The 25,061-nt window shown below is 44.2% G+C and carries 22 protein-coding genes and 2 pseudogenes; 16 read left to right on the top strand and 8 right to left on the bottom strand.

Going from position 1 to position 25,061, the window contains the following annotated elements:
• Positions 1–10: 10 nt before the first annotated feature.
• A complete protein-coding gene (locus N5E84_RS17980; protein WP_029388414.1) occupies positions 11–523 on the bottom strand; it encodes a nicotinate-nicotinamide nucleotide adenylyltransferase in 513 nt (170 codons plus the stop codon).
• A 104-nt stretch (positions 524–627) separates the two neighbouring features.
• Between N5E84_RS17980 and nadE the strand changes: the two genes are divergently transcribed.
• Positions 628–1,458 carry an ammonia-dependent NAD(+) synthetase gene (gene nadE, locus N5E84_RS17975; protein ID WP_029388415.1) on the top strand — a complete coding sequence of 277 codons (831 nt, stop codon included), beginning with the start codon at positions 628–630 and terminating at the stop codon, positions 1,456–1,458.
• Between the two features lie 93 nt (positions 1,459–1,551).
• Here nadE and N5E84_RS17970 read toward each other — a convergent pair whose 3' ends face one another.
• On the bottom strand, positions 1,552–2,013 hold the full coding sequence (locus N5E84_RS17970) for a TetR/AcrR family transcriptional regulator (RefSeq protein WP_013867986.1): 462 nt from the start codon (positions 2,011–2,013) through the stop codon (positions 1,552–1,554).
• Positions 2,014–2,523: 510 nt separating this feature from the next.
• Between N5E84_RS17970 and N5E84_RS17965 the strand changes: the two genes are divergently transcribed.
• Positions 2,524–2,826, top strand: a complete 303-nt coding sequence (locus N5E84_RS17965) for a YfcZ/YiiS family protein (protein WP_010318562.1) — start codon at positions 2,524–2,526, stop codon at positions 2,824–2,826.
• Between the two features lie 121 nt (positions 2,827–2,947).
• Positions 2,948–3,574, top strand: a complete 627-nt coding sequence (locus tag N5E84_RS17960) for a hypothetical protein (protein ID WP_013867989.1) — start codon at positions 2,948–2,950, stop codon at positions 3,572–3,574.
• Between the two features lie 54 nt (positions 3,575–3,628).
• On the opposite strand, the gene N5E84_RS17955 is transcribed toward N5E84_RS17960, so the two are convergent.
• Positions 3,629–4,735 carry a 1-acyl-sn-glycerol-3-phosphate acyltransferase gene (locus tag N5E84_RS17955; protein WP_026028217.1) on the bottom strand — a complete coding sequence of 369 codons (1,107 nt, stop codon included), beginning with the start codon at positions 4,733–4,735 and terminating at the stop codon, positions 3,629–3,631.
• Positions 4,736–4,911: 176 nt separating this feature from the next.
• Between N5E84_RS17955 and N5E84_RS17950 the strand changes: the two genes are divergently transcribed.
• The 3 genes from N5E84_RS17950 to N5E84_RS17940 all read left to right on the top strand — a co-directional run bounded on the left by N5E84_RS17950 (position 4,912) and on the right by N5E84_RS17940 (position 8,585).
• Positions 4,912–5,520: a hypothetical protein gene (locus tag N5E84_RS17950; RefSeq protein WP_017043337.1), complete on the top strand. Its 609-nt coding sequence runs from the start codon at positions 4,912–4,914 to the stop codon at positions 5,518–5,520.
• A 110-nt stretch (positions 5,521–5,630) separates the two neighbouring features.
• Positions 5,631–6,662, top strand: a complete 1,032-nt coding sequence (locus tag N5E84_RS17945) for an IS630-like element ISVa15 family transposase (protein ID WP_164732806.1) — start codon at positions 5,631–5,633, stop codon at positions 6,660–6,662.
• 54 nt (positions 6,663–6,716) lie between these two features.
• Positions 6,717–8,585, top strand: coding sequence for a methyl-accepting chemotaxis protein (locus tag N5E84_RS17940; protein ID WP_029388139.1), 1,869 nt, complete (start codon positions 6,717–6,719; stop codon positions 8,583–8,585).
• An 86-nt stretch (positions 8,586–8,671) separates the two neighbouring features.
• Here N5E84_RS17940 and N5E84_RS17935 read toward each other — a convergent pair whose 3' ends face one another.
• Positions 8,672–10,033 (bottom strand): alpha-amylase family protein, encoded by a 1,362-nt coding sequence (locus N5E84_RS17935; RefSeq protein ID WP_019281844.1) that lies wholly within the window; start codon positions 10,031–10,033, stop codon positions 8,672–8,674.
• A 272-nt stretch (positions 10,034–10,305) separates the two neighbouring features.
• Here N5E84_RS17935 and N5E84_RS17930 point away from each other — a divergent pair, with 272 nt between their 5' ends.
• On the top strand, positions 10,306–10,986 hold the full coding sequence (locus N5E84_RS17930; RefSeq protein ID WP_019281843.1) for a DsbA family oxidoreductase: 681 nt from the start codon (positions 10,306–10,308) through the stop codon (positions 10,984–10,986).
• A 120-nt stretch (positions 10,987–11,106) separates the two neighbouring features.
• Here N5E84_RS17930 and N5E84_RS17925 read toward each other — a convergent pair whose 3' ends face one another.
• Together N5E84_RS17925 and N5E84_RS17920 are read right to left on the bottom strand one after the other, a co-directional pair.
• Positions 11,107–11,307: a restriction endonuclease subunit S gene (locus N5E84_RS17925; RefSeq protein ID WP_013867995.1), complete on the bottom strand. Its 201-nt coding sequence runs from the start codon at positions 11,305–11,307 to the stop codon at positions 11,107–11,109.
• 58 nt (positions 11,308–11,365) lie between these two features.
• A pseudogene (locus N5E84_RS17920) lies at positions 11,366–13,289 on the bottom strand (methyl-accepting chemotaxis protein).
• A gap of 277 nt (positions 13,290–13,566) precedes the next feature.
• Here N5E84_RS17920 and N5E84_RS17915 point away from each other — a divergent pair.
• From N5E84_RS17915 to N5E84_RS17885, 7 genes and pseudogenes are all read left to right on the top strand, one after another.
• Positions 13,567–14,514: an AAA family ATPase gene (locus N5E84_RS17915; RefSeq protein ID WP_050934213.1), complete on the top strand. Its 948-nt coding sequence runs from the start codon at positions 13,567–13,569 to the stop codon at positions 14,512–14,514.
• 20 nt (positions 14,515–14,534) lie between these two features.
• Positions 14,535–15,460, top strand: a pseudogene (locus N5E84_RS17910) (DUF58 domain-containing protein).
• Positions 15,457–15,927 carry a DUF4381 domain-containing protein gene (locus N5E84_RS17905; protein ID WP_010318552.1) on the top strand — a complete coding sequence of 157 codons (471 nt, stop codon included), beginning with the start codon at positions 15,457–15,459 and terminating at the stop codon, positions 15,925–15,927. Before N5E84_RS17910 ends, N5E84_RS17905 begins: the two are co-directional and overlap by 4 nt.
• Before the next feature lie 7 nt (positions 15,928–15,934).
• On the top strand, positions 15,935–16,903 hold the full coding sequence (locus N5E84_RS17900; RefSeq protein ID WP_019281842.1) for a vWA domain-containing protein: 969 nt from the start codon (positions 15,935–15,937) through the stop codon (positions 16,901–16,903).
• Positions 16,896–18,872, top strand: coding sequence for a vWA domain-containing protein (locus tag N5E84_RS17895; protein WP_261676536.1), 1,977 nt, complete (start codon positions 16,896–16,898; stop codon positions 18,870–18,872). Before N5E84_RS17900 ends, N5E84_RS17895 begins: the two co-directional genes overlap by 8 nt.
• Positions 18,866–20,518 carry a BatD family protein gene (locus tag N5E84_RS17890; protein WP_069212159.1) on the top strand — a complete coding sequence of 551 codons (1,653 nt, stop codon included), beginning with the start codon at positions 18,866–18,868 and terminating at the stop codon, positions 20,516–20,518. The genes N5E84_RS17895 and N5E84_RS17890 overlap by 7 nt, the downstream gene beginning before the upstream one ends.
• 118 nt (positions 20,519–20,636) lie before the next feature.
• Positions 20,637–21,353, top strand: coding sequence for an SIMPL domain-containing protein (locus N5E84_RS17885; RefSeq protein WP_026027736.1), 717 nt, complete (start codon positions 20,637–20,639; stop codon positions 21,351–21,353).
• 47 nt (positions 21,354–21,400) lie between these two features.
• On the opposite strand, the gene N5E84_RS17880 is transcribed toward N5E84_RS17885, so the two are convergent.
• A complete protein-coding gene (locus N5E84_RS17880) occupies positions 21,401–23,548 on the bottom strand; it encodes a GGDEF domain-containing protein (RefSeq protein ID WP_019281840.1) in 2,148 nt (715 codons plus the stop codon).
• 290 nt (positions 23,549–23,838) lie between these two features.
• On the opposite strand from N5E84_RS17880, the gene N5E84_RS17875 reads away from it, so the two are divergent.
• Both N5E84_RS17875 and N5E84_RS17870 read left to right on the top strand, forming a co-directional pair.
• Entirely contained in the window at positions 23,839–24,321 is a 483-nt protein-coding gene (locus N5E84_RS17875; RefSeq protein WP_019281839.1) for a murein L,D-transpeptidase family protein, read from the top strand.
• A 121-nt stretch (positions 24,322–24,442) separates the two neighbouring features.
• Complete coding sequence (locus tag N5E84_RS17870; protein ID WP_010318547.1) at positions 24,443–24,787, top strand: YajD family HNH nuclease; 345 nt, start codon at positions 24,443–24,445, stop codon at positions 24,785–24,787.
• Positions 24,788–24,804: 17 nt separating this feature from the next.
• Here N5E84_RS17870 and N5E84_RS17865 read toward each other — a convergent pair whose 3' ends face one another.
• Positions 24,805–25,020, bottom strand: a complete 216-nt coding sequence (locus N5E84_RS17865) for a DUF3820 family protein (RefSeq protein WP_026028221.1) — start codon at positions 25,018–25,020, stop codon at positions 24,805–24,807.
• Positions 25,021–25,061 lie beyond the last annotated feature (41 nt).

The following is a 25,061-nucleotide window of genomic DNA, read 5'->3' as shown; positions in this document are numbered from 1 at the left end:
CGTGGATTGTCTAGTAAAGTTTTCTTTGCTGCAAGATTTTCCTAACAGAGATAGTCGTTAAATCGGCAATATCTAAATTTTCAGCTAACCGCTGACGAATATCAGTACTACGAATCGCGACTTTTTCAGGACAGGCCATGACTGACCAGCGTTGCAAGATATCTTGAGCTTTATAGAATTTCGCAAAATTGAACAGATTATCCGGGCCCATTACAAAAGTAATGTCAGCATCAGGTGATTGTTTTTGCAGTAATGACAAAACAGCGTGAGTTGTGACGCTCTGCCCGGGCTGTTGCAGTTCCTCTTCGACTATTGAGCGTTGTATCTTATCTGACTGCAAATCATGAATAAAAGCATCAATAAGTTCACAACGGATCTCATAACTGAGCATCTGCTTACCCCAAGCGTGTGAAATGCTCGGTACCAACAGAATTAAATCGAAATGGCTTAGCGATTCAATCACACTTTTATGTCCTAAGCTCGGAGGGTTAAAAGCACTCCCAAAGACGGCAATTTTGGTCATAGCAATCCTATTCAAGTCTGAAAACCATTTTCTCGGTTTTCTAATCTGATGATTTCGGTATGATACACCAAAGATTTATATTGCTTGCAGGAAAAGGAACCCTAATGGAACAAATGATCCGTGATGAGATGCGTGTTCTCTCATCCATTGACCCTGTTTATGAAATTGAACGGCGCGTTGAGTTTATTAAACGCAAATTGATTGAATCTGGTTGTAAGTCTTTAGTGCTTGGCATCAGTGGTGGCGTCGACTCAACAACGTGCGGCCGTCTAGCCCAGCTCGCCGTGACACAACTCAACCAAGAATACGCTGTTAACGACTATCAGTTTATCGCCGTTCGTTTACCCTATGGCGAACAAAAAGATGAGGATGAAGCGCAGCTTGCTCTCTCCTTCATTCAACCTACTCACTCAATTTCGGTCAACATTAAAGCGGGTGTAGATGGCCTGCACTCAGCCTCTCTTGATGCGCTACAAGGCACAAGCTTAACTCCAACTGACAGTGCCAAAATTGATTTCGTGAAAGGAAATGTAAAGGCGCGCGCTCGCATGGTTGCACAGTACGAAATTGCAGGTTTTGTTGGTGCGTTAGTACTCGGCACGGATCATTCCGCAGAAAACATCACCGGTTTTTATACTAAATTTGGTGATGGCGCGTGTGATTTAGCACCACTTTTTGGCTTGAGTAAACGTCAAGTGCGCGCGGTAGCGGCTCAATTAGGCGCACCACAGCAATTGGTTCAAAAAACACCCACCGCGGATTTAGAAGAGCTCGCACCACAAAAAGCAGATGAAGATGCGTTAAACTTAAGTTATGACCAAATCGATGATTTTTTAGAAGGGAAGCCTGTTTCCCAGCACGTGATTGACCGTCTTATCGCGATTTACACAGCAACTCAGCATAAACGTCAACCGATCCCAACGTTGTACGATTGATCGACACAATCTCTCTATAAAAAGCACTAAAGCCAACTTCTCAGTTGGCTTTAGTGTTAAAGTCGACAATACAAGCTTGCACAAAGTGCCAAATTATTGACTCATTTTAATCAGTGATTTACCAATCAGCCACTCAAGCTCCCTTGCGCTCTCTTTGCCAAACTGTACAGCCACCGTTTTGTATAACCGATCGACACCATTTGCTGCAAATTCATCCGCATTTTCAGTCGTCACAACATGATGAAATAATAAACGCAAAATAGCCAAAAATTGTGCATTTTCTAGCGCATTTATCCAGCTATTTGAAAAACTTGAAAGGTCATTTTCAAAATCTAAATGCTCAACAAACAGCTTAAAAATCCGCCCATCTAAAGCGGCCGTAAAATCGGTTTTCTTTGGAAAATGGTGGCTAATCCCCGTTCGTGAAACCCCTGTTTGCTGACTCAACGTGGTATACGACATTTTGTCGTAACCCAGTCTCAATAGCTGATCGACAACAGCATCCATTATTCTCTGAATGGTGATTTCAGTATCTTCTTTACTACGCTTTGGCATGGTCCAGACTCTTCTCTTTTTTATTAATCCATCTAACTCAATTGCGATGATAGTGCCGTTTCGCGAATCACCCCTCGTGGTATGGCATTTTCTGTCTAAAAAACCATCCCTTAAAACAGTAAATTCAAACCAGAATTATCTTGTTAAAAGCGTTATCTATTGGCTTGTTACTGTCACTCCTTTAGCTATCACTAATAAAACTTAAATTTCCAGTTTATTAGTCATCACCACTAATGGATGAAGCGCAATTTATAATATTAATAATTGTTTCAACCGAATAATCTTACAATCATCAACAATTCGCAACGAACTGAACACTGTTCTGACAAATTTATGACACAAAAACTAGTGATTATTTGAGCAGTATCACACTCATTAATTCATAACGATGGCTAAAAACTTTCGAACAACCAAAATAAGACGCGATTTACCCCAAACCTGATTGGCTTTTTGTGGCTGATAAACGATTTGCCCGTTAGAATGTCCATACATTTACTAAGAGGATTCACAATGAGTATCGAAAAAGACGTTGATATCCAAGTCTGCGAAGCATGTGGCTGCGCTGGCGAAATTGGCTTTATTATCAAAGAAGGTGATGAAGTTGCCGAAGTGATGGTCATGGCCCCCAACAAAGCTCAGCTAGAAGCTGAATTTGAGAAGTACCTCGCTCTTGCCAAACAGGTTTCAGATAATGTTGAGTTTGAAGTTTCACCGTTAGACGATAACTCTACTGAATTGCATGCACGTTTCAAATTTGAAGTCAGTGCCGAAAAACTTATTTTTGAACTGAAGTCGCGCTCTTTGGCTCGTTAATCTAATTGCTCTTAGCGGGCCTAATCATGGCTCGCTTTTTTATCGCCCAAGCACTTTGCTTTCTCATCCTAGGCAATGCATTATTGAAGCTTAACCGTAATCTGCCGATACTCTAGGTATCGTGTCTTCATCTGCAGGCTTTATGAATAAGTTTTCGCTTTTACTAACATTATGCAACCTTCTCTATGCCTCTTGTGCATGGTCACAGCCGCTCGATCAATATCAAATCCTTAACCACCTTGATAATTATGGCAATCTCTATTTGCGTAATAAACCCTACACAACACTACCCGAAAATCTCACGCTCAAAGGCAACCTAAATATTGCTAAGACATCGATAAAATCCCTGCCTAAGGGCTTGAATGTGCAGGGTAGTTTAGAAGCATCTAATAGCTTGCTAGAGAATATTCCAAAAGGTACCACCATTCGTGGTTATGCGAACTTACTGGGTAGTAAAATCAAATCGTGGCCAATGAGAATCAAGGTCGGTGGTTACCTGAATTTCACGGATACACCGCTTGAAACGCTGCCTGCGAATCTCTTAGTCAAGGGGGATTTGAGCGTAATTCGAACGCCATTAACCCAATTGCCCGAAGGTTTGGTTGTGGAAGGGAGTTTGTTTATTGGCGGTTCCAAAATCACCGAATTTCCTGACACGATGACCGTCAATGGCAATATTTATTTGGGAGGTAATGTCATCAGTAAATGGCCAAGCAAACTGACCCTTGGCGGCGCGGTCGCAAGATAGGCTAGAAAAAGAGAAGAGAAGAAGCCGTGAGCCCCTCTCTTCATCGTTTAATGATTATTGCTGATTCTTTACTGGGTTGGCGTAGCTATCGAGTAAATAGCGCTGTGCCCCTTCAGGGATCTGAGTCAGCTTGCTTTCTAAGTGAGCGCGGATATCTGGCGTGATATCACTACTTTCTATCCCAGCCGCTAACTTATTGATCGGGAATAATTTGTAGTTTGCGTGAATTTGGCGATCGATCTCTTGCGCCAATGCTTCTGGCGTTTCAAATGCTTGAGTAATCACTTCACCAAAGCCAACATGCACTCGGCCTTTCTCACCGACAATACCTTGGACAATGCTTTCAATATCTTCAAATTCCCCTTTTTCATAACGCCCATGCGTCGCTTTTTCATATAACTCACACGCTTTGGCCATATCACACGGATCGTTTTCATATGAAATCGCGACCGGGACAATTTTGAGCGATTGAATATACTGAGCAAACTCTATTTTCTGCTTGCGCCCTTCCACATGGAACATTTTCAAAATGGCCGGATCGGTAAAATCGTTACCATCTTTTGCTCGTCCCTCTTTTTGCGCTATCCAGATAGAATTTCCAGTTTCAAGTGAGTGTTTAATGTAAGCAGATAAGGTACTGAGCGCTTTCATCATCTCGCGCGGGCCTTTAGCCGAGCGTTTCACAATAAAGCTCTTATTAAGACGCATCAGCTCTGTAGCACAAGGCTTTTTCAATAAGTTATCACCAATCGCAATACGTACAGTTTTATGCCCAGACATATACAGACCATAGTTGACCAATGCTGGGTCCATCGCGATATCACGGTGGTTCGAGATAAATAAATAAGCCGTCTGTTTATCCAATTTATCGAGACCACTGAAGGTGACACCTTGTGTCGTTGATTCTAGTGTTTTCGTGAGGTATTTCTTCACTTCAAGTTGGATTGCTTCCACGGACGTGAGTTTGGCCCATTTAAACTTTAAGTATGCTTTTACAAAAGGGCTCAGTATCGATTTTAGCCAAGCAGATCGTTTGTCAAAACGATGTTGCAAAATAGCTGAGATAAATTCTTCATCATTAATTAAACGGTCAATAGCCGCTGGAATCTCATCGTCGTTGTAAGGACGGATATCTACATAAGGATCAGTTGTGGTGGTCATATATTCATACATCAAATAAAAAGCTGGCTCATTCTACGCATAGTTGACGTAGCTCGCAGCTACAGTCGTAACAGATTCACTAAGGTCAGACCAGAATAAGGTGATTTTAGTTCGCATATTTGGCATTTTCTGTGAGACAAGGTACTCTTAGCGCCCCAAAATCAGTGAGAAGTACCATGAACTACGCGATTCAATTTGAAGCCTTACTGTCTGCTAACTTAGTTGTCACCCCTCGCAAGAAAGTCATCAAACACAGTTTGATTCGAGTAATGAGCGGATTAGTACTGTGTAAACTTGGCAAACATGAATATTCAGTTGAAGCAAAGCAGAGTTTTTGGATCCCTTTTGACTGTTTATGCTCGCTGACTATTTTTCCTAATACGCAGTGGCAGCGTGTCGATTTTTCAGTACGTTTAACCGCCGATTTTTCCCATCAAGCGGGTTACGTCACCTTATCTGAACTGAGCCAAGCCGCTTGTGATCACCTGAGTCAATGTCAACCTAACGATGAAATCTATTCGCACCTTCTTCATGTACTAAAAAGTGAAGCCACGCATTTTAAACCCAAATTATCGTTAAACAACTTCAGCGAAAAGCTATCAGCGTGGCAACCACATCAAGTAAGTGAGCTACCAATTGAATGTCAAATAGCACTACGTGTTCGTGAGGCACAAAAGCGCAAACTGTCTGGCATCAAGCTGAACCAAATCGTCGATGAGCTTTTCCAAGGAAATGAACAAGAGTGCCAACAACTTGCGCTTTTAGTTCTCGGGCGAAATTTGTAATTTTTCGCTTAAAAATGGATTGTTTACTGGCTGAATGATTAATCCCTAACTATACCCGTGATCATTGAAGATGCTTGATTTTCAATAGAATCAGGATCATGCTACAAACCATGAAAATCACACTGACTCCTCAACAGAAACTGCAACTCGAACAGATGCACGACATTGAGCGTGATAGTCGAGTTTGCGACCGTATTAAGGCTGTTTTGCTGGCTTCTGAAGGCTGGAGTCAGACTATGATTTCACAAGCTCTTCGTATTCATGAATCGACCGTTGCACGTCACCTCAGTGACTACGTACTTTCTGAAAAACTTAAGCCTGAGAATGGAGGAAGCCAAAGCAAGCTTTCTGCTATTCAAACCATGCACCTAATCGAGCATTTGACTGAGAAAACCTATTCTCATACTCATCAAATTGTCGCCTATGTTAAAGAGACGTTTGGGCTTGATTATACTGTTTCTGGTATGAACAAATGGCTTCACCATAATGGTTTTAGCTACAAGCAACCGAAAGGCATACCACACAAGTTTGATGAAGCAAAACAGCAAGCATTCATAGAGGCGTATGAAGCGCTAAAGGCAAGCTGTGGCGAGGATGAATCGATAGTCTTTATCGATGCAGTTCACCCAACACTATCAACAAAGATATCGCATGGCTGGATACGTACTGGTCAGGATAAAGTGATTGAAACAACGGGTAATCGTAGCCGATTGAACATTATTGGCGCACTGAACCTGTCGGATATTGGTGCAACCATTGTTCACGACTATGAGAGCATTAACAGTGAATCGATTGTTCGTTTTTTCTGTAAGTTAAGAGAGAGTTATTCGTTAGCCCATAAGCTTCATATCATATTAGATGGTGCGGGATATCACCGCAGTGACTTAGTCAAAGATGCGGCGTTTGTCCTGAATATTAAACTGCATTATCTTCCACCTTACAGTCCAAACCTCAACCCAATAGAGCGGCTATGGAAAGTAATGAATGAGAAGTCGAGGAACAACGTTTACTTCAAAAGAAAACGGGACTTCAAGGCGGCAATAGACCAATTTTTTTCTGTGACTCTTCCAGAGATCGCAGGCTCTTTGACATCTCGAATTAATGATCATTTTCAGGTTCTCAAGCCTGCATCTTTAAGTTGATTCGGTATATACATTTATTAATAATATTAATATTTATTGATGGAAGGGATTGCCATGAAATTCAGCCATAAGATCGTCGCGGCGTCATCTTTGCTGCTGTTGGTCACCGTTACTCTGCTGACGATACAACAATACTTCACCGTCCAAAAAGAAGTGAAGTCACAAGTTGAAGCGAGTGTAACTGAAATAGTGGATGGGGTTAGCAATACAGCTGGTGCAGAGATCAATGGCCGCAAGGCCATTGCCGCTTACGCCACCAGCATGTTGGAAGTCGACATTAACCGAGAAAGTATGTCTAAGGTCATCACAAGGCCGATTGTCAAACAAACTTTTTTACTGGCTGGGGTCGGTTTTGAGAGTGATGGCTCTTACATCAGTAATGATCCTACTTGGAACCCAGGCGCATCATGGAATCCACGCGTGCGCCCTTGGTATATTGATGCAAAAAATGCCGACAAACTGATTATTACTGCACCTTACGCCGACTCTGCCACTAATGAAATATTAGTGTCTATTGCTACCCCAGTTAAAGATAACGGCAAATTTATCGGCGCCATCTTCTACGATGTTAGCCTTGCTGGGTTAGCAGAATTGGTCAACACCGTAAAATTATTTGATGCAGGCTATGTGTTTATTGTTTCATCCGACGGCACAACCATAGCCCACCCCCGAGCAGAGATGAACGGCAAGCCAATGAAAGAATACTTAGGCAATGCTGTTATCGCCGAAGAGCCTAAACAAGTGCTGATTGATGGCAAACACTACACACTCGATTTTTCAAAAGTACCCGGAGAGAACTGGTATGTCGGTGTCGTTTTGGATGAAGAGATCGCCTATGCGTCTTTAGCAACACTGCGCAACAGTTCGATCATCTATACGTTAATCGCTTTAGTTTTCAGTATTGCGATACTGCTTGTGCTTATCCGTCTGTTGATGAAACCGCTTGATGCACTCAATAATGCAATACAGAACGTTGCCTCTGGTAGTGGTGACTTAACCCAACGCTTAGCCACCGACACGGATAAAGAATTCTCGGTATTAGCGGTCGGTTTCAATACCTTTACTGAAGCCTTACAACAACAAATTACCCAGTCTAAAGCCATCGGTTCAGAAATTTTACGCGGTTCGGAAATGACCTCGATGGGGTTGCAAGAATCGGCCGAAGCGATGCGTGATCAACTGCATGAACTTGAGCAATTAGCCACGGCCATGCATGAGATGGCCACCACTTCTGGCGATGTCGCCAACAACGCGCAAGGCGCGGCATCGGCGGCAAAAGATGCTGATGACGCGACAGAATTTGGTACCAATGTTGTGACCCAAACCACGCAAGCGATCGATAATCTTTCGACGCGTATTGATGAAGCAGTAACAGAGGTAAGTGCACTAGAAAATGCAACGGCAAACATCGAAACCATTTTGAAAGTGATCAACGACATTGCCGACCAAACCAACTTGCTGGCACTAAACGCAGCGATCGAAGCGGCTCGGGCTGGAGAGTCAGGCCGAGGCTTTGCGGTCGTTGCAGACGAAGTGCGTACGCTGGCGCAAAGAACGCAGCAATCCACGACGGAGATCCGTAATATGATTGAGAAGTTGCAGTCGAGCGCTACTTCTGTTGCCAATGCGATGAATCAGAGTAAAACAACGGCAGCTGAGGCGGTCAATCGTGCCGAAGAAGCAAATAATGCTCTGCTGAAAATCCGCGATGCTATTCAGCAAATTAGTGATATGAATATCCAAATAGCTTCGGCAGCCGAAGAACAAAGCTTGGTAGCAGAAGAGATCAACAACAACACGGTTAAGATCAAAGATCTTTCCGTTCAAGTTGCAGACGCCGCTGACAATGCCAATATCGCCATGCAAGCTCAAACCGAAAATATCAGAGAGCAAGATGCTATATTGAATAAATTTATCGTTTAATCCTCTACCGCAGCAACTGGGTAGACTCAGTAAAGGCGCTGATTACGCGCCTTTACTTTTCTAACGACTCACCGTTTGATTCACCATCAGACATTTGATAGCCGACAAAGCATGGCGCTAGAACGAGCGGCGATATCCATGACAATCTTTTGGTTATTGGGTTGATACTGCTGCTTCGTAAACAATTCTAGCATTGGATTTGTCCAATCAATTTCAACGCGCTGACTGCGTTGAGATTTGTTCAAAACCACTATCCCTTCCTTACCGCGGCTGAACACTAACAAGTCATCGCTCGCTTCTAGCGTTTTCATTGGCAACGCATGCATTTTATTATGAAAAGCAATACACGCCGCCATTTGTGGCGAACACCATGCCTCTTGCCAGCGCGGAAGACCAGCATGGTTCAGAATGCCACTGGTGTTTAAATCGGTGTAAATTAATGGCACTCCCCCATCGCGACCAAGAATGTAGCTGTAGGCGATATTTTCTAAGGCTTCATCCATGACTAGGTCAGCAAACACAGCGTTGTTGGGGATATCATGCGTAATGGTAAACGTAATCGCTCGGTTGTTGGAAAGCGCCTGACCAAAACAATAAGGGTCAATCAGCCATTTCAGGCTACCTTTTGTTTGTAACGCATCGTATACCGTTTGAAATAGTGGAAAATCATAAGCACCCAACTTTGTTTCTTGCAGATAAGGCTCGAGAAAAAGTTGGTACTCTTCTTTGGTTGCGCCGCCATCAGTAATGATCTCGCCAAAAATATGCATGCCTTGCGTAATGTCATCGGCCCATACTTTCTTCAAATGCTCAATAGACATATGCTTAGCAGCATCAATTCGAAATCCTTTGACTCCTAACGCTTTCAACGCCCTTAAATAAGCCTGTTGTTGTACAACCACGTGTTCATTATCACGCAACTTGGGTAGGCCCGGATCATGCGCCCCTCCAGTAATGCGTCCATTTTGTACTTGCCAACGATCCTTCCAATCTTTTATACCAAACGCTTCCACAAAGTCATCTTTATCAAAGAGTGGCTGGGTCAGATCACCAAAGAGGCGCAGCGCTTGGTACTCATCGCTTTTATTCTGGTAGGAAGCTAAGTCTTGTGTGCTCGGGTATTGTAAATCCAAACGCAATTTAGATTCGTTGGCCATGTGGTTGAACACCACATCGGCATAAATTCGCAAGCCTAATGCGGTTAAGGTTTTAACCATTTGTTTAAAATCATGGGTATTGCCCAGTTGATTATCAATGATGCGATAATCTTGCGGCTGGTATCGTTGCCACCATTTTGTACCTTGAGCGGTTTTGAACGATTTCATCGGCGGTGAAATCAACACCGTTTTATAACCCAGTTGAAAAATTTGCTCTGCACGCTCAGCGACTAAACGATACGGCCAATCAAAAGCATGCAAAATCACATCGGTTGGTTGAACATTTGTCATACGTCAATGTCCCTGTTCATCATGGTTAACTCACAAGTTGAAAGAGGCGAAACCTCACAATACGTCACTTGTTTCTCAAAGCGCAGTTTAATTCTCTGCATTTAACGTTTTTAGAGTATAGAGAGCGTTTCAGCAATTCCATCAGCCTTATTGCAATATTGTTTGTATGAGAGAAAAGGCGTAGAGCGATAAAAAAGCGCCTAGCTTTCCAAAGGGCTACACAACAAGTCACAGTTTATGCTGATAATCTCGCTATAATTAAGGTCAGTGAATTGCCAATCGCGGTAGGGAAGAAAATGAAAAAACTACGCATTGATATCGTGTCAGATGTTGTCTGCCCTTGGTGCATCATTGGCTATAAGCGGTTAGAGCAAGCGCTGCTGGCTCTCAGCGATACGATCGATGCAGACATCCATTGGCACCCTTTTGAACTCAACCCTGCTATGCCTATAGGTGGTGAACACCTACAGCAACATTTAGCCAAAAAATATGGCACGTCGATAGAAGCAAGTTTACAAGCACGCCAAACCCTCAGCGCCCTAGGGCAAGAAGTCGGCTTTCAATTCAATTTCAGTGACGACATGCGTATTTATAATACCCGTAAAGCACATCAATTATTAATGTGGGCGAATAGCCAAGGAAAACAATTAGAGCTGGAAATGGCACTATTTCGTGCTTATTTCACTTTCGGGCAAGCCTTAGATGACGATGATGTCTTGCTCGACCTAGTACAGAGCCTTGGTTTAGACAGAGAAATCTGCCGCGCAGTTTTAACTGATGAGTCGTGGGCGAAAACCGTTTCTGTCACAGAGCAACAGTGGTTAGAGGCAGGAATTCAAGCTGTGCCAGCCTTGATCATTGAGCAACGCCATCTTATCTCAGGCGCGCAAACGACAGAGATCCTTCAACAGGTACTCGAAGATATCGCGCAACAGCTTCCTATGACTCAATAACGTTTTCTGATAAAAAAGGGCACCACTACTGTGTGCCCTAAAATACTATTGTGTACTCTAAATACTATTGTGTACTCTAAATAAACTTGTGTGCTCTAAATTAAATAAAGTGGGTTTGAATTAATGGACGGGGGTATCCGTTTCTGTAAAGAATTGCCCAAAATGCTTTTCCAGCACTTCTGGCGTCAACTTGCCTTCCGCTTCTAGCTGCTTAAGCTCAGCCACAATCGCTTTTTGCTCTTCCAACGAAGGCAGTTTCACTTCAGGTTCACCCGCCACCTGTTGCGACAATTGTGCTAACTCTTTTTCGAAATCACTCATTTTACTTACCTAAACATAAACATAATGGGGGAAGTGTACCGATTTCCCCCTCATGATTCTAGAGCTTAAAGCTACCCACCATTTTATCTAAACGGCCAGACAGATCACGCAGCTCTTGGCTCGCTTCTGCCAACTCTTCTGCGGTGCTGGTGGTCACTTCATTGATGGCGTTGATCTCTTCAATATTTTGATTGATTGTGTGCACCACCGTTGATTGCTCTTCAGTCGCCGTGGCAACCTGAGTGTTCCGATCGGAAATATCGTGGATCCTGTTTGAAATATTCACTAAAACGTTCACCGCTTCATCGGAAGCGTCAACCCCTTCCTGTGTAACAGCCTTACCGGAAGACATCGCCGAGACCGCATCTTTTACATCGTTTTGTAATTGATTGATCATCTTTTGAATTTCTTCCGTTGAAGAGGCCGTGCGGCTGGCCAAATTTCGCACTTCGTCTGCCACAACAGCAAAACCTCGGCCTTGCTCTCCAGCTCTCGCCGCTTCAATTGCAGCGTTTAATGCCAGCAAGTTGGTTTGTTCAGAAATACCACGGATAACACCTAAAATAGAGCCAATATCTTGAGTGGTCGATGCTAGCTGCTCCACCACTTTACCCGTATTTTCAATATCCGCGGCTAAACGACTGATGGCATCTTTGGCTTTGCTTACCACTTCACGTCCTACTTCAGTGTTATCAGCCGCGTGATTTGCTGTTTCAGCTGCCGTCGCCGCGTTAGAAGCAATTTCACTGATAGTGGCTCCCATTTGATTGATCGCCGCCACCACTTGTATAGTTTGGTCACGCTGTTCTTGGCTATTGTCATGAGTTCGCGTCGATTTTTCCGACACCCGACCCGCCGCCGACTGCAATGCATGACTGGTAGAAGCAACTTCTTTCATCGATTGATGAATCTTCTCAATAAAACCGTTGAAGCCCGCTGATAATTGAGCGATTTCATCGCGGCCCAATACCTCAATCCGTTGCGATAAATCACCATCGCCTTTACCTAAATCGGTAAAGCGTTGTGCAATCTGTTTAATTGGGTTAGCAATACTATTGGCCAGAAAAAGGCCCATCAAAATAAACAAACCCGCCACAGCTAAGGTTGTGAACAACATTTTTTGCGCAACAGCATTTAATTCGGCGAAGACTTCCGACACAGGTACTGAACCAATCACAAACCAGTCCATCGATTTCACGTAGACACTAGCGACAAAAACATCTTGGTTTTGATAGGTTGTCGAAATCAGGTTGAAGCGGCTTTTATTCAATAGCTGGTTTGCGTTTGCACCGTACAATTGTGTCAATGAGGCTTTAGCTTTCTCTTTTTGGCGATGGATTTGCACTTCCCCTTTCGAGTTGGTCAAAAAGACAAAACCTGTGTCCTCGATTTTAAATCCATTGAGCAGGTTCACCATGTCATCCATTGATTTCGACAAACCAGACATCGTATCGCCACTGACATTTTGGTAGTTGGCAAACATTTTCACTTCGCCACTTGCCTCTTGCCTCTTGGAACATACTGACCATGGTCTTTTGTCCCGATTGCGTAAAACCAAAAAACCAGCCATCTTGCTGTTGATTAAGCTGACGCAGAAAACCATTTTGGTTCCAGTAATACGCCGTTTTTCGGTTAGCCACAGAAGCATCATTTAACGAATATTGATCGCGTACATTATTGAGCTGCTTAATCAGCATCGCCTCTGCGTCAGCATTAATATCGGTCGTCTGAACGGCTTGCTTGATGAATTCATTATTGGCTAGTTGCTCAGCAGAAAAGAGCAATTGCGATACTTCTCGATCTATCTGGCTACTGATTTGATCAAGTAACGAGGGAAGTTCGATATCAATTAATCGGTGCTCCAGTACCTCTCGTGCTTGACGCTGCGCCATTACACCAACGATAACCGTCGAAGCGAGTACCGCGAACGTAATTCCTAATACAACCTTTTGCTTAATACTCATCGAATTAAGTTTGAACATTATTTGCGCTCTTTATTATTGGCTTGTCATGAATAACTTTTTTGTATCGGCAACAAACCCTCTCTCTTGAGAAATTTATCGATAGAATCGATTTATCTTCACGTAGAATGTGATCATGGCCAACAATGGTTGTTCCTAAGCATAGTCGAGTATGGTGACCAAACATTCTTTCGTTTCGCCAAATGGATAATAATTCGCCAATTAGTTGATGTATCACACTTTTCATGGAACTTTTCGAATCAATAAATTACTAATTCAGCAAAACAGCAGGAGACCCATTCAATGCCATCGCACGCGTTTCAATCGCTACAACACTGTCATAGGCCAGACAGGTTTGGTTAAGCAGTTATTAGTTGCACTTCTTGCTGATGGACACATTTTGGTCGAGGGGCCTCCTGGCCTTGCAAAAACCCGTGCTGTGAAATCACTCGCCGATTGCATTGAAGGTGATTTTCATCGAATTCAATTTACGCCTGATCTGCTCCCTGCCGATTTAACCGGTACCGATATCTTCCGCCCTGAAACAGGTGAGTTCACCTTTCAAGCGGGCCCGATTTTTAACTCATTAGTATTGGCTGATGAAATCAACCGCGCTCCAGCCAAAGTACAAGCTGCGATGCTCGAGGCGATGGCCGAAAAACAGATCACGGCAGGTCGAAAAACCTACCCGTTACCTGAACTTTTTTTAGTGATGGCTACCCAAAACCCTATCGAGCAAGAGGGTACTTATCCTCTACCCGAAGCGCAGTTGGATCGTTTTTTATTGCATTTAAATGTTGATTATCCAGACGCTGAAAATGAACTCGCCATTTTACGTTTGAACCGCGGGGAAGCGCAGGGAATTGAGAAAGTCTCTCCGCCCACATTAAGCCAAAGCGATATTTTCAGTGCTCGACAAGCGGTGCTGAACATTCACATGGCCGAACCTATTGAGCAATATATTATTCGCCTGATCATGGCAACGCGTAAACCCGCAGACTACGATACCACGTTGGCACAATGGCTAGAGATGGGCGTCAGCCCGCGAGCAACCATCGCGCTTGATCGATGCGCTCGCGCTCATGCATGGCTCAGTGGGCGTGATTTTGTCAGCCCTGAAGATGTTCAAGCGATGGTATTTCCGGTTTTGCGCCACCGTCTATTATTGAGCTACCAAGCACAGGCTGAGGGCGTACATCCCAACCAAGTTATCACTCACTTACTTTCACTGGTTGGTAGTGCTTAGCACTAAGACTAAGGTTTACTATGCAAGAGTCACTTCCACCGTTTAGTACGGGTGTCACACTTTCATTGGCTGAACTGTTGCCTTACAAGCAGCACGCTATTCGCTGGCTGCCACCTGCTAAAAGTTTATGGGCGCAAGTATTGGGGCAGCATCAGAGCAAGCAACTCGGCCGAGGAATGGACTTTGCTGAGGTCAGGCAATACCAAGCAGGAGATGATATTCGGACCATCGACTGGCGCGTTACTGCGCGTACGGGAAAGCCTCATACCAAACTGTTCAGTGAAGAACGAGAAAAACCCGTCATTCTTTACGTTGATCTGAGCCGCTCTATGCAGTTTGGATCGCAGTTAATGCTCAAATCAGTGCAAGCGGCGCACATGGCAAGCTTGCTCAGTTGGTTAAGCATTGCCAATAAGGACCGAGTGGGCGCGGTGATTGATACTGGTTCGACACTGGTTGAGTTAAAACCGACTAGCCGCCAAAAAGGGCCATTACAGCTGTTGCAACAGTTGGTGACACTACAAAACCAACAGCTGTTGGAGCTTGATAAAACGAAATCACACAGCATGCAGCGCGGCCTAACTGCGTTGAATCGTTTGTGCCCTAAAGGCAGTGAAGTGATTTTGATCAGTGACTTCGTCCATTTCAATGCCACATTACAACCAATACTCAACCAATTGCAGCGACATAATCGTGTAAAAATTGTGCACATTTACGATCCATTAGAGCAAGGAGATACCCAATTTCGCGGTGTAGAACGCGTAACCGATGACCAACAGACGAGCTGGCTCAACTTTTCGGAAAATAGTACGCGCTTAGGGTTAAAAAAGCCTTTGAATCTCAAAAAGAAAAACTAAAATCATTGAGTCAAACTATGGCAATTTCTTATACCTCACTCTCTAGTGAGAAACCTTTGTTGCAACAACTATCCGGATATAAAGAATGAAGGAATCATCAATAGCTACACTTTTAGATTTAAGCGCGATGCAACTGCCTGAGCTACCCTCTTGGTTTCCCTTGGCTTGGGGATGGTGGGCAAGCGCGGCGGGCATACTGCTCTGTCTGCTGATTCTGGTGTTAGCCATTCGTTGGCGTCGTAAACGCTTAGCCCCGAAAAAAACGGCGCTGCGTTTACTCAACCCCCAATTTGGGCATTTAACTCCTTCTTCAGCGATTGAGCTACTTCGTCAAGCCGCGCTTTGTTACTACCCTCGTATGGAAATCGCACATCTTACCGGCAAAGAGTGGTACACCTTTTTAGATTCACAAATTTCTTACCCTCTTTTTGTTCCCAATGAAACATTGTGGCAGCAAGCGTTATACCAAAAGCAGAAAACAGAACATAGTCAAGAGCTGATTAATCACTGCTATCAATGGGTTAATGATGCTTTGCCGCCTAAAAAACGGAGATAGCTAGGCTTTGGCAAATATAGAGTTATTGTGGTGGTGGATGCTATGCCTGCTGCCACTCCCGCTGGTCGTTTATCGATTCTTACCACCAGCAAAAGAAAGGGCAGCGATTCACCTGCCCTACCTTCCTAAAGATAATCAGCGTCAAGCACCAAACCAGATCATCGCTAAAATCATTGCCAGCGTTATTTGGTGCTTAGTAGTGATCGCCGCCGCCCGTCCTGTGTGGTTTGGCGAACCGGTTATTGCTCAGCCCAAACACCGAGATCTGATGCTGGTGGTTGACCTCTCTTACTCCATGAGCCAAGAAGATATGCTGCTTGACGATCAGTACATTGATCGTTTGAGCGCCGTTAAAAATGTGCTCTCTGATTTTATTGACAAGCGCGAAGGTGATCGCCTTGGGTTAGTCTTATTTGCCGATCACGCCTATCTACAAACGCCTCTGACTCTGGATAGAAACACCATTCGCCAGCAACTTAATCAGGCCGTCCTTAAGCTGATCGGCACCCAAACCTCCATTGGTGAAGGGATTGGGCTTGCGACCAAAACGTTTATCGATAGTGATGCCCCACAGCGGGTGATGATTTTACTCAGCGATGGCAGCAATACCGCTGGCGTGCTCGACCCAATCGAAGCGGCGAAAATTGCCCAAAAATACAATGCCACCATTTACACAGTCGGCGTTGGCGCTGGCGAAATGATGGTCAAAGAGTTTTTTATGACTCGAAAAATCAATACCGCGGAAGATTTAGATGAGAAGACGTTAACACAAATAGCGACCATGACTGGTGGCCAATATTTTCGCGCACGAAATAGCCAAGATCTCGCCAAAATATACGACACCATTAATCAATTAGAACCCATAAGCCAAGCAAGCCAAACTTGGCGTCCACAAAGCGAATGGTTTGGTTATCCGTTGGCGATGGCGCTCGCGCTTTCTGTACTCTTAGCGCTACTAAGGAGAAATCATGTCTGAGTTTGTTTTTCTTACACCTTGGTGGTTAACCGCACTATTCCCCTTAGCACTACTGCTGGGCTGGTTCACTCTGCGTGCCAAACGACACTCTTTGATAGCACCGCATCTGGCTAAGGCGATGGGTTTGAACGCTAAAAAACATAACGCGGCCATCGTAATCATCGGCATCAGTTGGCTGATCGCAGTACTGGCGCTGGCTGGTCCGAGTTTTGAATCTCAAACACGCCCCAGTTACAGCAATAGTAACGCGCGCGTATTAGTGATGGACATGTCACTATCGATGTACGCTACTGATATAAAACCCAACCGCTTAACGCAAGCGCGTTATAAAGCGCTCGACTTACTCACGCAATGGCAAGAAGGTAGCACAGGTCTTGTCGCCTATGCAGGTGATGCCTATACCGTTAGCCCATTAACCACCGACACCGCAACCCTAAGCAACTTAGTGCCCAATCTATCGCCCGATATTATGCCCTACCCCGGCGCAGATGCAGCTCGCGCGGTTCAATTAGCCATCGACATAATGAAAAATGCTGGCCTTGCACAAGGTGACATTGTGTTATTGACCGATGACATCGACTCACAAGAGCAAGCTCAGATTGAAACACAGCTTACCAATACGCGTTGGAAATTGGTGATCTTAGGCATTGGTACACAAGCGGGGGCACCCATTACGCTCAGCGATGGCAGCTTACTGAAAAATGCACAAGGGCAGACTGTGGTGGCCAAGACCAACTTTGCCAATATGCAGTCGCTCGCGCAGAATATAAATGGGTTATTTACGCCAATCAACTTAGACAATAGCGATGTCGCAATGATCGCTAAGCTAGACCAAAACGAACAACCACACAGTACAACCAAGAGTCAACAAATGGTGAAAGAGCGCGTTAACAATGGCTATTGGTTAGTGCTGCTCCTCATTATCCCGTGTTTGCTTTTGTTTCGCCGTGGCGTCGTTTTTTCTTTGTTACTGCTCTTCATCCCTACACTGCACAGCAATAGTGTACAGGCTTCACCTTGGCTAAATAGCAATCAACAAGCTAAAAAAGCGTTTGATGCAAAGGAGTATCAAGCGGCCAGTGAACAATTTACAGACTTAGAGTGGAAAGGCATCGCTCAATATCAGGCTGGAGAATATCAGGCAGCGGTGGAGACCCTCTCTCAACTGCCACAAGACAGTGTGCGAGTGCAATACAACTTGGCCAACGCCTACGCGCAAAATGGAGAATTGGAAAAGGCCCAAACCTTGTATGAAGAGGTGTTAAAGCGCGACCCAAACCATAAAGATGCTCAGCATAATTTGGAAATCGTAAAAAAAGCGCAGCAACAGCAACAGCAACAGCAACAGCAACAGCAACAGCAACAGCAACAGCAACAGCAACAGCAACAGCAACAGCAACAGCAACAGCAACAGCAACAGCAACAGCAACAGCAACAGCAACAGCAACAGCAACAGCAACAGCAACAGTCTGGTGAGCCTTCCGATCCAAATCAAGATCAAAATCGCTCAGAAAATAAAAATAATGCGCAGAATAAAAACGACGAACAACAAGATGGCGAACAAACTGGAGATCAACCTGACGACCAAAGCGATAACTCACCGCAGAACGACGGCTCTCAGTCTTCGCCTCAATCGGCACAAAGTAAAGATGAGCAAAGTGAGCGATCCAAGGCCAACACGGCGGATGAATCGCCTGCCTCTCAACAGCCGACTGAAGCGACTCAAACAAATGAATCAATGAACAACGAAGATGAGGTCAGTGACAAAGAAGCCTCTGAGCAGCAAACACAGAAGCAATCGCAACCGCAAGGCGATAGCCAAACCGTTGACCCGCAACTTCGCAAGCTAGAACAAGTCGAAAGTGCACGAGACCCTAGCGGCTTACTCAAAGCACAATTGTTGCTACAAGCAAAACAACGGCAAGAAGACCAAGCACAACCTCCACAAAACAACAGCAAGAAGTGGTAAGTATGAAATCGATCAAGCGTTCATTTTGGGCTGCGATTATCAGCCTAGTTTCTGTTGCTCTACTGAGCTCGGCCGCTAACGCGGCTGCACTTTACGCCAGCGTCAGTAAAAATAAGGTCGCGAAAAATGAAGTATTCCAATTACGAATTGTCGCCGATGAAAAAGTATCGACCGATGCGATCGACTTTAAGGTGTTAGAAGGCGATTTTTTCCTCGGCCGCCCAAGTTTTGGTACTTCGGTGAACATCATCAATGGCGATCGCAGCACGCGCAGTGAATGGAATGTATCGTTGGCAGCCAACAAACTTGGCATATTGACCATTCCTAGTTTTACCGTCAATGGCGCTACTACTCAACCGATCGCGATTCAAGTTATCGCTGATGGTGAATCGCCCAAGCAATCTGACCTTGTTGAAATACAAGCCGATCTAGAACGTAGCAAACTCTACCCGAGTGAAAGCACTTTTCTCAATGCTCGCCTAATCATCAAAGCTGATCCAAGAAGGCTGCAAAATCCACAAATTACACCACCCGCTGTACAAGGATTAGAACTGACGACCGAGGGAGAAGCTAACCAGTACCAAAGCTTATTGGATGGGGTTGAAGTCACCGTTGTAGACCAAAAATTTAGAGTCACGGCCCAAGAGGCAGGAACTTTCACGTTATCCGGCCCTGCGTTTAAAGCTGGCCTCATCTATGGTAACAACCAAACGGGCAGCACCCGCTTGCTGCAAGTCGATATTCCGGCCAAAACCTTTTCGCTCACCGTACTGCCGAAACCAGATATCTATCAAGGCACTTGGCTACCTACACCAAAACTAACACTCAACCAAACGTGGCGAGATGCCACAGGGCAGATCATCACCGCCGAGAGCTTTAAAACCAAAGTGGGTGAATCGTTGACTCGTGAATGGATTCTGACAGTGAAAGGCCTTACGCAGACGCAGTTGCCTAACCTCTCAGTGCAATATCCAGACTCAATTCGGCTCTATGCTGAAAAGCCTCAGTTTAAAAGCTTAGATAATGGCGATGTGCAAATGACGCTAAAACAAGTACTCATCCCAAAAACCGTCGGTAAGGTTGATCTAGCGGATCTCACCGTCAGTTGGTGGGACACCAAAAACGAATCTCAGCAAAGCGCGCAAGCCAAAGGACTAACGCTAGAGGTTTCGCCAGGTGAATTACTCAACCCATCCACCTCTGTGCTGACACCACCAACAGTACAAACCGTCACCGTTAAAGATGCAGGATACTGGCCCTACTTTACCGCATTTTTTGCACTGTTATGGATGGCGACTATGGTAGTCGCTTGGTCATTTCGTAACGCACCACAGACAGCAACACAAGAAACCGACGCTCATCATCAACCGCTTGAAGGCCACCCATATCAACAGTTAAAAGAAGCGGTACAAAGCCGAGATGGTGCCAAAATCAGCTATTACTTCACCCTCTGGCGCGATTCAGTCGTATTAAGTGATGAAGAGAAAACCGCACTAGATGCACAAGTCAACCAGCAACTTAAAACTTTGTACGCACCTCAGAAAAGTGATTGGGATGGCTCAGCGTTAATCTCTATGATTGATGCCATTCAAAAAAAGCAAACTAAGCGCCAGCATAAAAAGTTAGAATCTCTAGCAAAACTCTAACCGAAAATGGCTGTCGAAATCACAATCTCAAATCTAAGGTGTGTTGTTATATTCAAACGGCTCACCGCTGTGACTTCAAGTCATTTTGGGACTGTTGCCAACAAAAGGAAAACAAGGCATGCAAATAAAAAGTAGCGCTTCATTGATCATCGGTTTGAGTTTAATACTCGGGCTCGCAACCCTCGGTTACTTTGTGCAGCAAACGGCTGTGAAATATAAAGAGTATGAGCGCGTGGTGACCGTTAAAGGATTATCAGAGCGAGAATATCCCGCCGACACCGTTGTTTGGCCGATCCAATTTAGTGTGGCCGATAATGATTTACCCACCATGTTCAACACGATTGAAAAGCAGAGCCAACTGGTGACCGCATTTTTAGCTCAACAAGGCATTGATGAAAAAAGTGTCTCGCTATCATCGCCAGCGGTGATCGACAAAAAAGCACAGCAGTATGGTGGAGAAAATTTAGTCGAGTTTCGTTATTTAGCGAACCAAACCATTACGGTGTACAGCAATCAAGTTGACCTAGTGCGCGAGGCCATTAATAAGCTCGGCAATTTAGGAAAACAAGGCATCGTTTTTAATCAAGATCCTTACAACAACCGCGTTGATTATTCATTCTCTGGACTGAATGAAATCAAACCCGACATGATTGAAGAAGCGACCAAACAAGCAAGAGAAGTCGCAGAGAAATTTGCCAAAGATTCGCAAAGCTCACTTGGCAAGATTAAACGTGCTTCACAGGGACAATTTAGTATTGTGGATCGTGATAACAATACTCCTTACATCAAAAAAGTACGCGTCGTTTCAACGGTTGAATATTACCTCTCAGACTGAATAATCTGCTGTTCTCATTATCCTTGCCATGACTCGCCGCGCCAACACTATGAATTTGGCGCGGCGACTTTATCACTTCGAGTATGGTGTTTTTGCTCAGAGTAACCAACGACTTGGTTTCTACCATTATCTTTTGCTTGGTAAAGTGCCTTATCTGCTTTGCTGTACATCTCCTCAAACTTAAGTTCACTGGGAAGGTACTGGGCAATAGTGTAACCAATCGAGACACTTAAGCAGTCACCATCAGGGTTCTCACTATGTTCAATCTGCTCTCGTTCAATACTAAAGCGTATGCTTTCAGCCAACGCTTTCACTTCTGCTGCATCGCGGTTGGCCACCAACAATATAAATTCTTCACCACCAATTCGGCAAAAGAGTTCATTCTCTGCCTGAGCATGTTGGTTGAGAATATGGCCAATACGAATCAAAGCAATATCCCCTTCTAAGTGACCGTAGTAATTATTAAATAAACCAAAGTGATCAATATCAAGCAAAATTAAACCATAGCTTACGGTCTCCGCTTGTACTCTCGAACCGATGCGTTCCAATAAATGAGATAACATCCGACGATTTCCAAGGCGAGTTAATGGATCCATTTTGGCCATTAAGTCCAGTTTGTCGTTCACTTTTTGTAACTCATAGGTACGGTTACGCACCTCAATTTCTAAATTCTCATTCAGTTCACTGATCGCCTGCTGAGCACTGGTACGCATCAATACTTCGGTTAAATTCGAGGCGAACATGCGGATCACTTCTCGCAGTTGTGAAGTCAGTGGTGAGCGGCGGATCAAATTGTCCGCAGCAATAAAAGCAATAGGCTCGCCATTGTTGGTAAGCATGGTCATGGCTGTCCAGCCAAAACCAACAATGTTGCTGTCATGATAAATAGGGACTGACTCTTCAAACACCACCTCATTGGGGTTGGCTTTGGCCATATCAACAATCATATTATTGGTGGTCCCAGAACGAAAATAGGATTCATCCACAATGTTGCCTTGGATATCGGTTCCCCACGTTCCTTGAATGTACGAGCAGTGTTTATCGGTCAAAAACACCGCCAGACGATCAATACCCATGCGGTTAATCGCAAAACTGACCGCCGATTTGCACACGTCACTCACCGTCATACAACGTGACAGTTCAACCATGCTCGCATGCAACATGCGAACATTTTGCTCCTGACGCTTGCGAATATAAATTTGCGCAAGCAATGAACCAAAAGATTCCAACATCTGCTTTTGGTATTCAGTAATGGGCTGTCGATTAATGTAGTTATCAATCGCGATCCAACCAATGGTTTCATTACCATCACGTAGGATTAACATCCCATTCCACCCTTGTCCTACCACATTGCCCGCCGTGTATAGAGGGGCATCGTCGATCAGCACCAAACTTTTAGTATCATCAGAAAGACCGCTTAAATAACTTTCTTCTAGCTGGTGCAAATCGTATTGAGTATGGTGTTCATTTACCGTTTTTCCGCTTTCATCCGTACCATAAGTTCCGCTAAAACAACGTTTTTTCATATCAAGAACTAAAAAAGCGGCTCGATCAAATCCTAAGCGTGTTTTCGTTACATCAACGGCCGCTCTGTGCAGCGCATCTAAATTGTCTGGGTTAGCCAGTTCAATCGCTAATTGATGAACCAGCTTCATATTATCAATGAACATTTCGCGCTGTTTAATTTCATCCAAATACTTTGCTTCGCGGATATCTCTATTTTTAAACTCCTTTGCCGCTTCAGATTCCGCGCGAAGACATTGCCAACGAGCCGCAATCAGTTGCAAACAATCGAGCTCTCCGGATTCTGTTTTCGCATGAATGTTGACGTTATCAATTGCCTCAAGCAGCAAATAGGTTCTTAAATCAGGGTGGTTATCTAACATAAAAAGATAAGACTCACCGCCCATCACACTACGGTAGTCCCAATTGCAGGTGTTGATCGCTAGTGGAATTAGACCATCAGAGGTGTCAAATTGTGCGGCCCAATTCCAAAAGGTATTTGGATAATTTTGCAGAGCTGTCGGTAAGTTGTACTCAAATAATGGCTCATGGCGCTTGTTTAATGTTGGTGCATGAAAGATCCGCATTGATTTGGGAGAAATGAAACTTTGAAGAAAATCAAACGTTGCTTCCGCGAGCATACGATGGTTGCGAGCAGAAGAAATCTGTTTGAGTAAAGTACGAGAGAACATATGAGCGGCCTGACATTTTAATAATTTTCATTGCAAAATTAGACAAAAGATCATGTGCAATCAAACTCTTAAAAAGGTCGCTGTTAAGTCGGCCGCAAATTTGCACTCTATGTTTTTACATCCTAGAGTTAACCTACATTTTTGAGATTCTGTTTCCATTTATTACATGGTTAGCCCTATTATTTTTAGCATTGTCTTATTTGCAAGACAACATTGACAACTAGCCACGTTCATTCTTCCGCTGCATAATGTCTCTCTATTTGCCACCTTATCAGTACTGACACTCTCTTATGACCCGATACTTTAGGCTACTTTTGTTTCTATGTTTTTCACTCAACAGCGCAGCGGCTGAGATTGATCTGGTCAAAGTGGATAAATCTAAGCGTCGCATGTACTTGATCTCGGGACAGCAGATCATTCAAGAGTATCGAATTGCCTTGGGTAAAGAACCCAAAGGACATAAACAGCAAGAAGGCGATCAACGTACTCCAGAAGGTCGATACTATCTTGAAGCTATCAGTAATGATTCTGGCTATTATCGTTCGATTCATATCAGTTACCCGAATCATCAAGATAAAGTGCATGCACAGCGCTTAAGCATCAATCCCGGTGGTGATATAAAAATCCATGGTCTAAAAAATGGCGACAAGCAACGACCAGAATATGTGCAAAGTTTTGATTGGACTAATGGGTGTATTGCACTGACTAACTCAGAAATGGATGAATTTTTGAGCCAAGTCAAAGAAGGCACGCCGATTGAGATTGAGTGGTAAAAGTGACACTTACGCTAAGGTGTGAGGGCGTGCATTAAAATAAATCACACAAACTTTGATTAGCGCAGATTTTTGGTTTTTAATATCGAAAAAGTATTTTTAATCAATGGTTGGAATTAAGATGTCGTCAGATTTTTATGGTTCAAGTGCCAATTATGCTCGTAAAGAGAGCGGTTACCGAGAAAAAGCACTTAAACTTTACCCTTGGGTGTGTGGCAATTGCGCGCGTGAATTCGTTTATTCAAATTTACGGGAATTAACTGTGCACCACAAAGATCACGATCACACCAATAACCCTGAAGATGGCAGTAACTGGGAGCTTTTATGCCTCTATTGTCACGATCATGAGCACTCTAAATATTCAGACCACGACCGATTTGGCGCTGAGCCTGTTGCGAGATTAGACGATCATCAAAGCGCGACCTATAACCCCTTTGCCGATCTCGCCAAACTGATGAAAAAATAACGCGGTTAGCCACTAGATCACATACGCTTTAGTGGCTTAACCACGCTATCCAATCCTTCAATTTTCAACGCTAAGCAAAGTTGCAGCAAACGCCCGAGCTCCCCTTCAGGGAAGCCCTTCTTATCAAACCACAGCAAATACTCTTCTGGTAAGTCGATAAGCGCTCGCCCTGCATACTTACCAAACGGCATTGGCATACGCGCAAGTTTAATCAGGTTCTCTTTTTCTAACATTTTGCGTCTCACAAACTGGCTAAACTTGTTTAAGTCCAACC

This window comes from Vibrio sp. J502 (genome assembly GCF_025397955.1).
Lineage (GTDB): Bacteria > Pseudomonadota > Gammaproteobacteria > Enterobacterales > Vibrionaceae > Vibrio > Vibrio anguillarum.
Note: the sequence above shows the minus strand (reverse complement) of the source record. Positions and strands in the feature narration are given on the sequence as shown.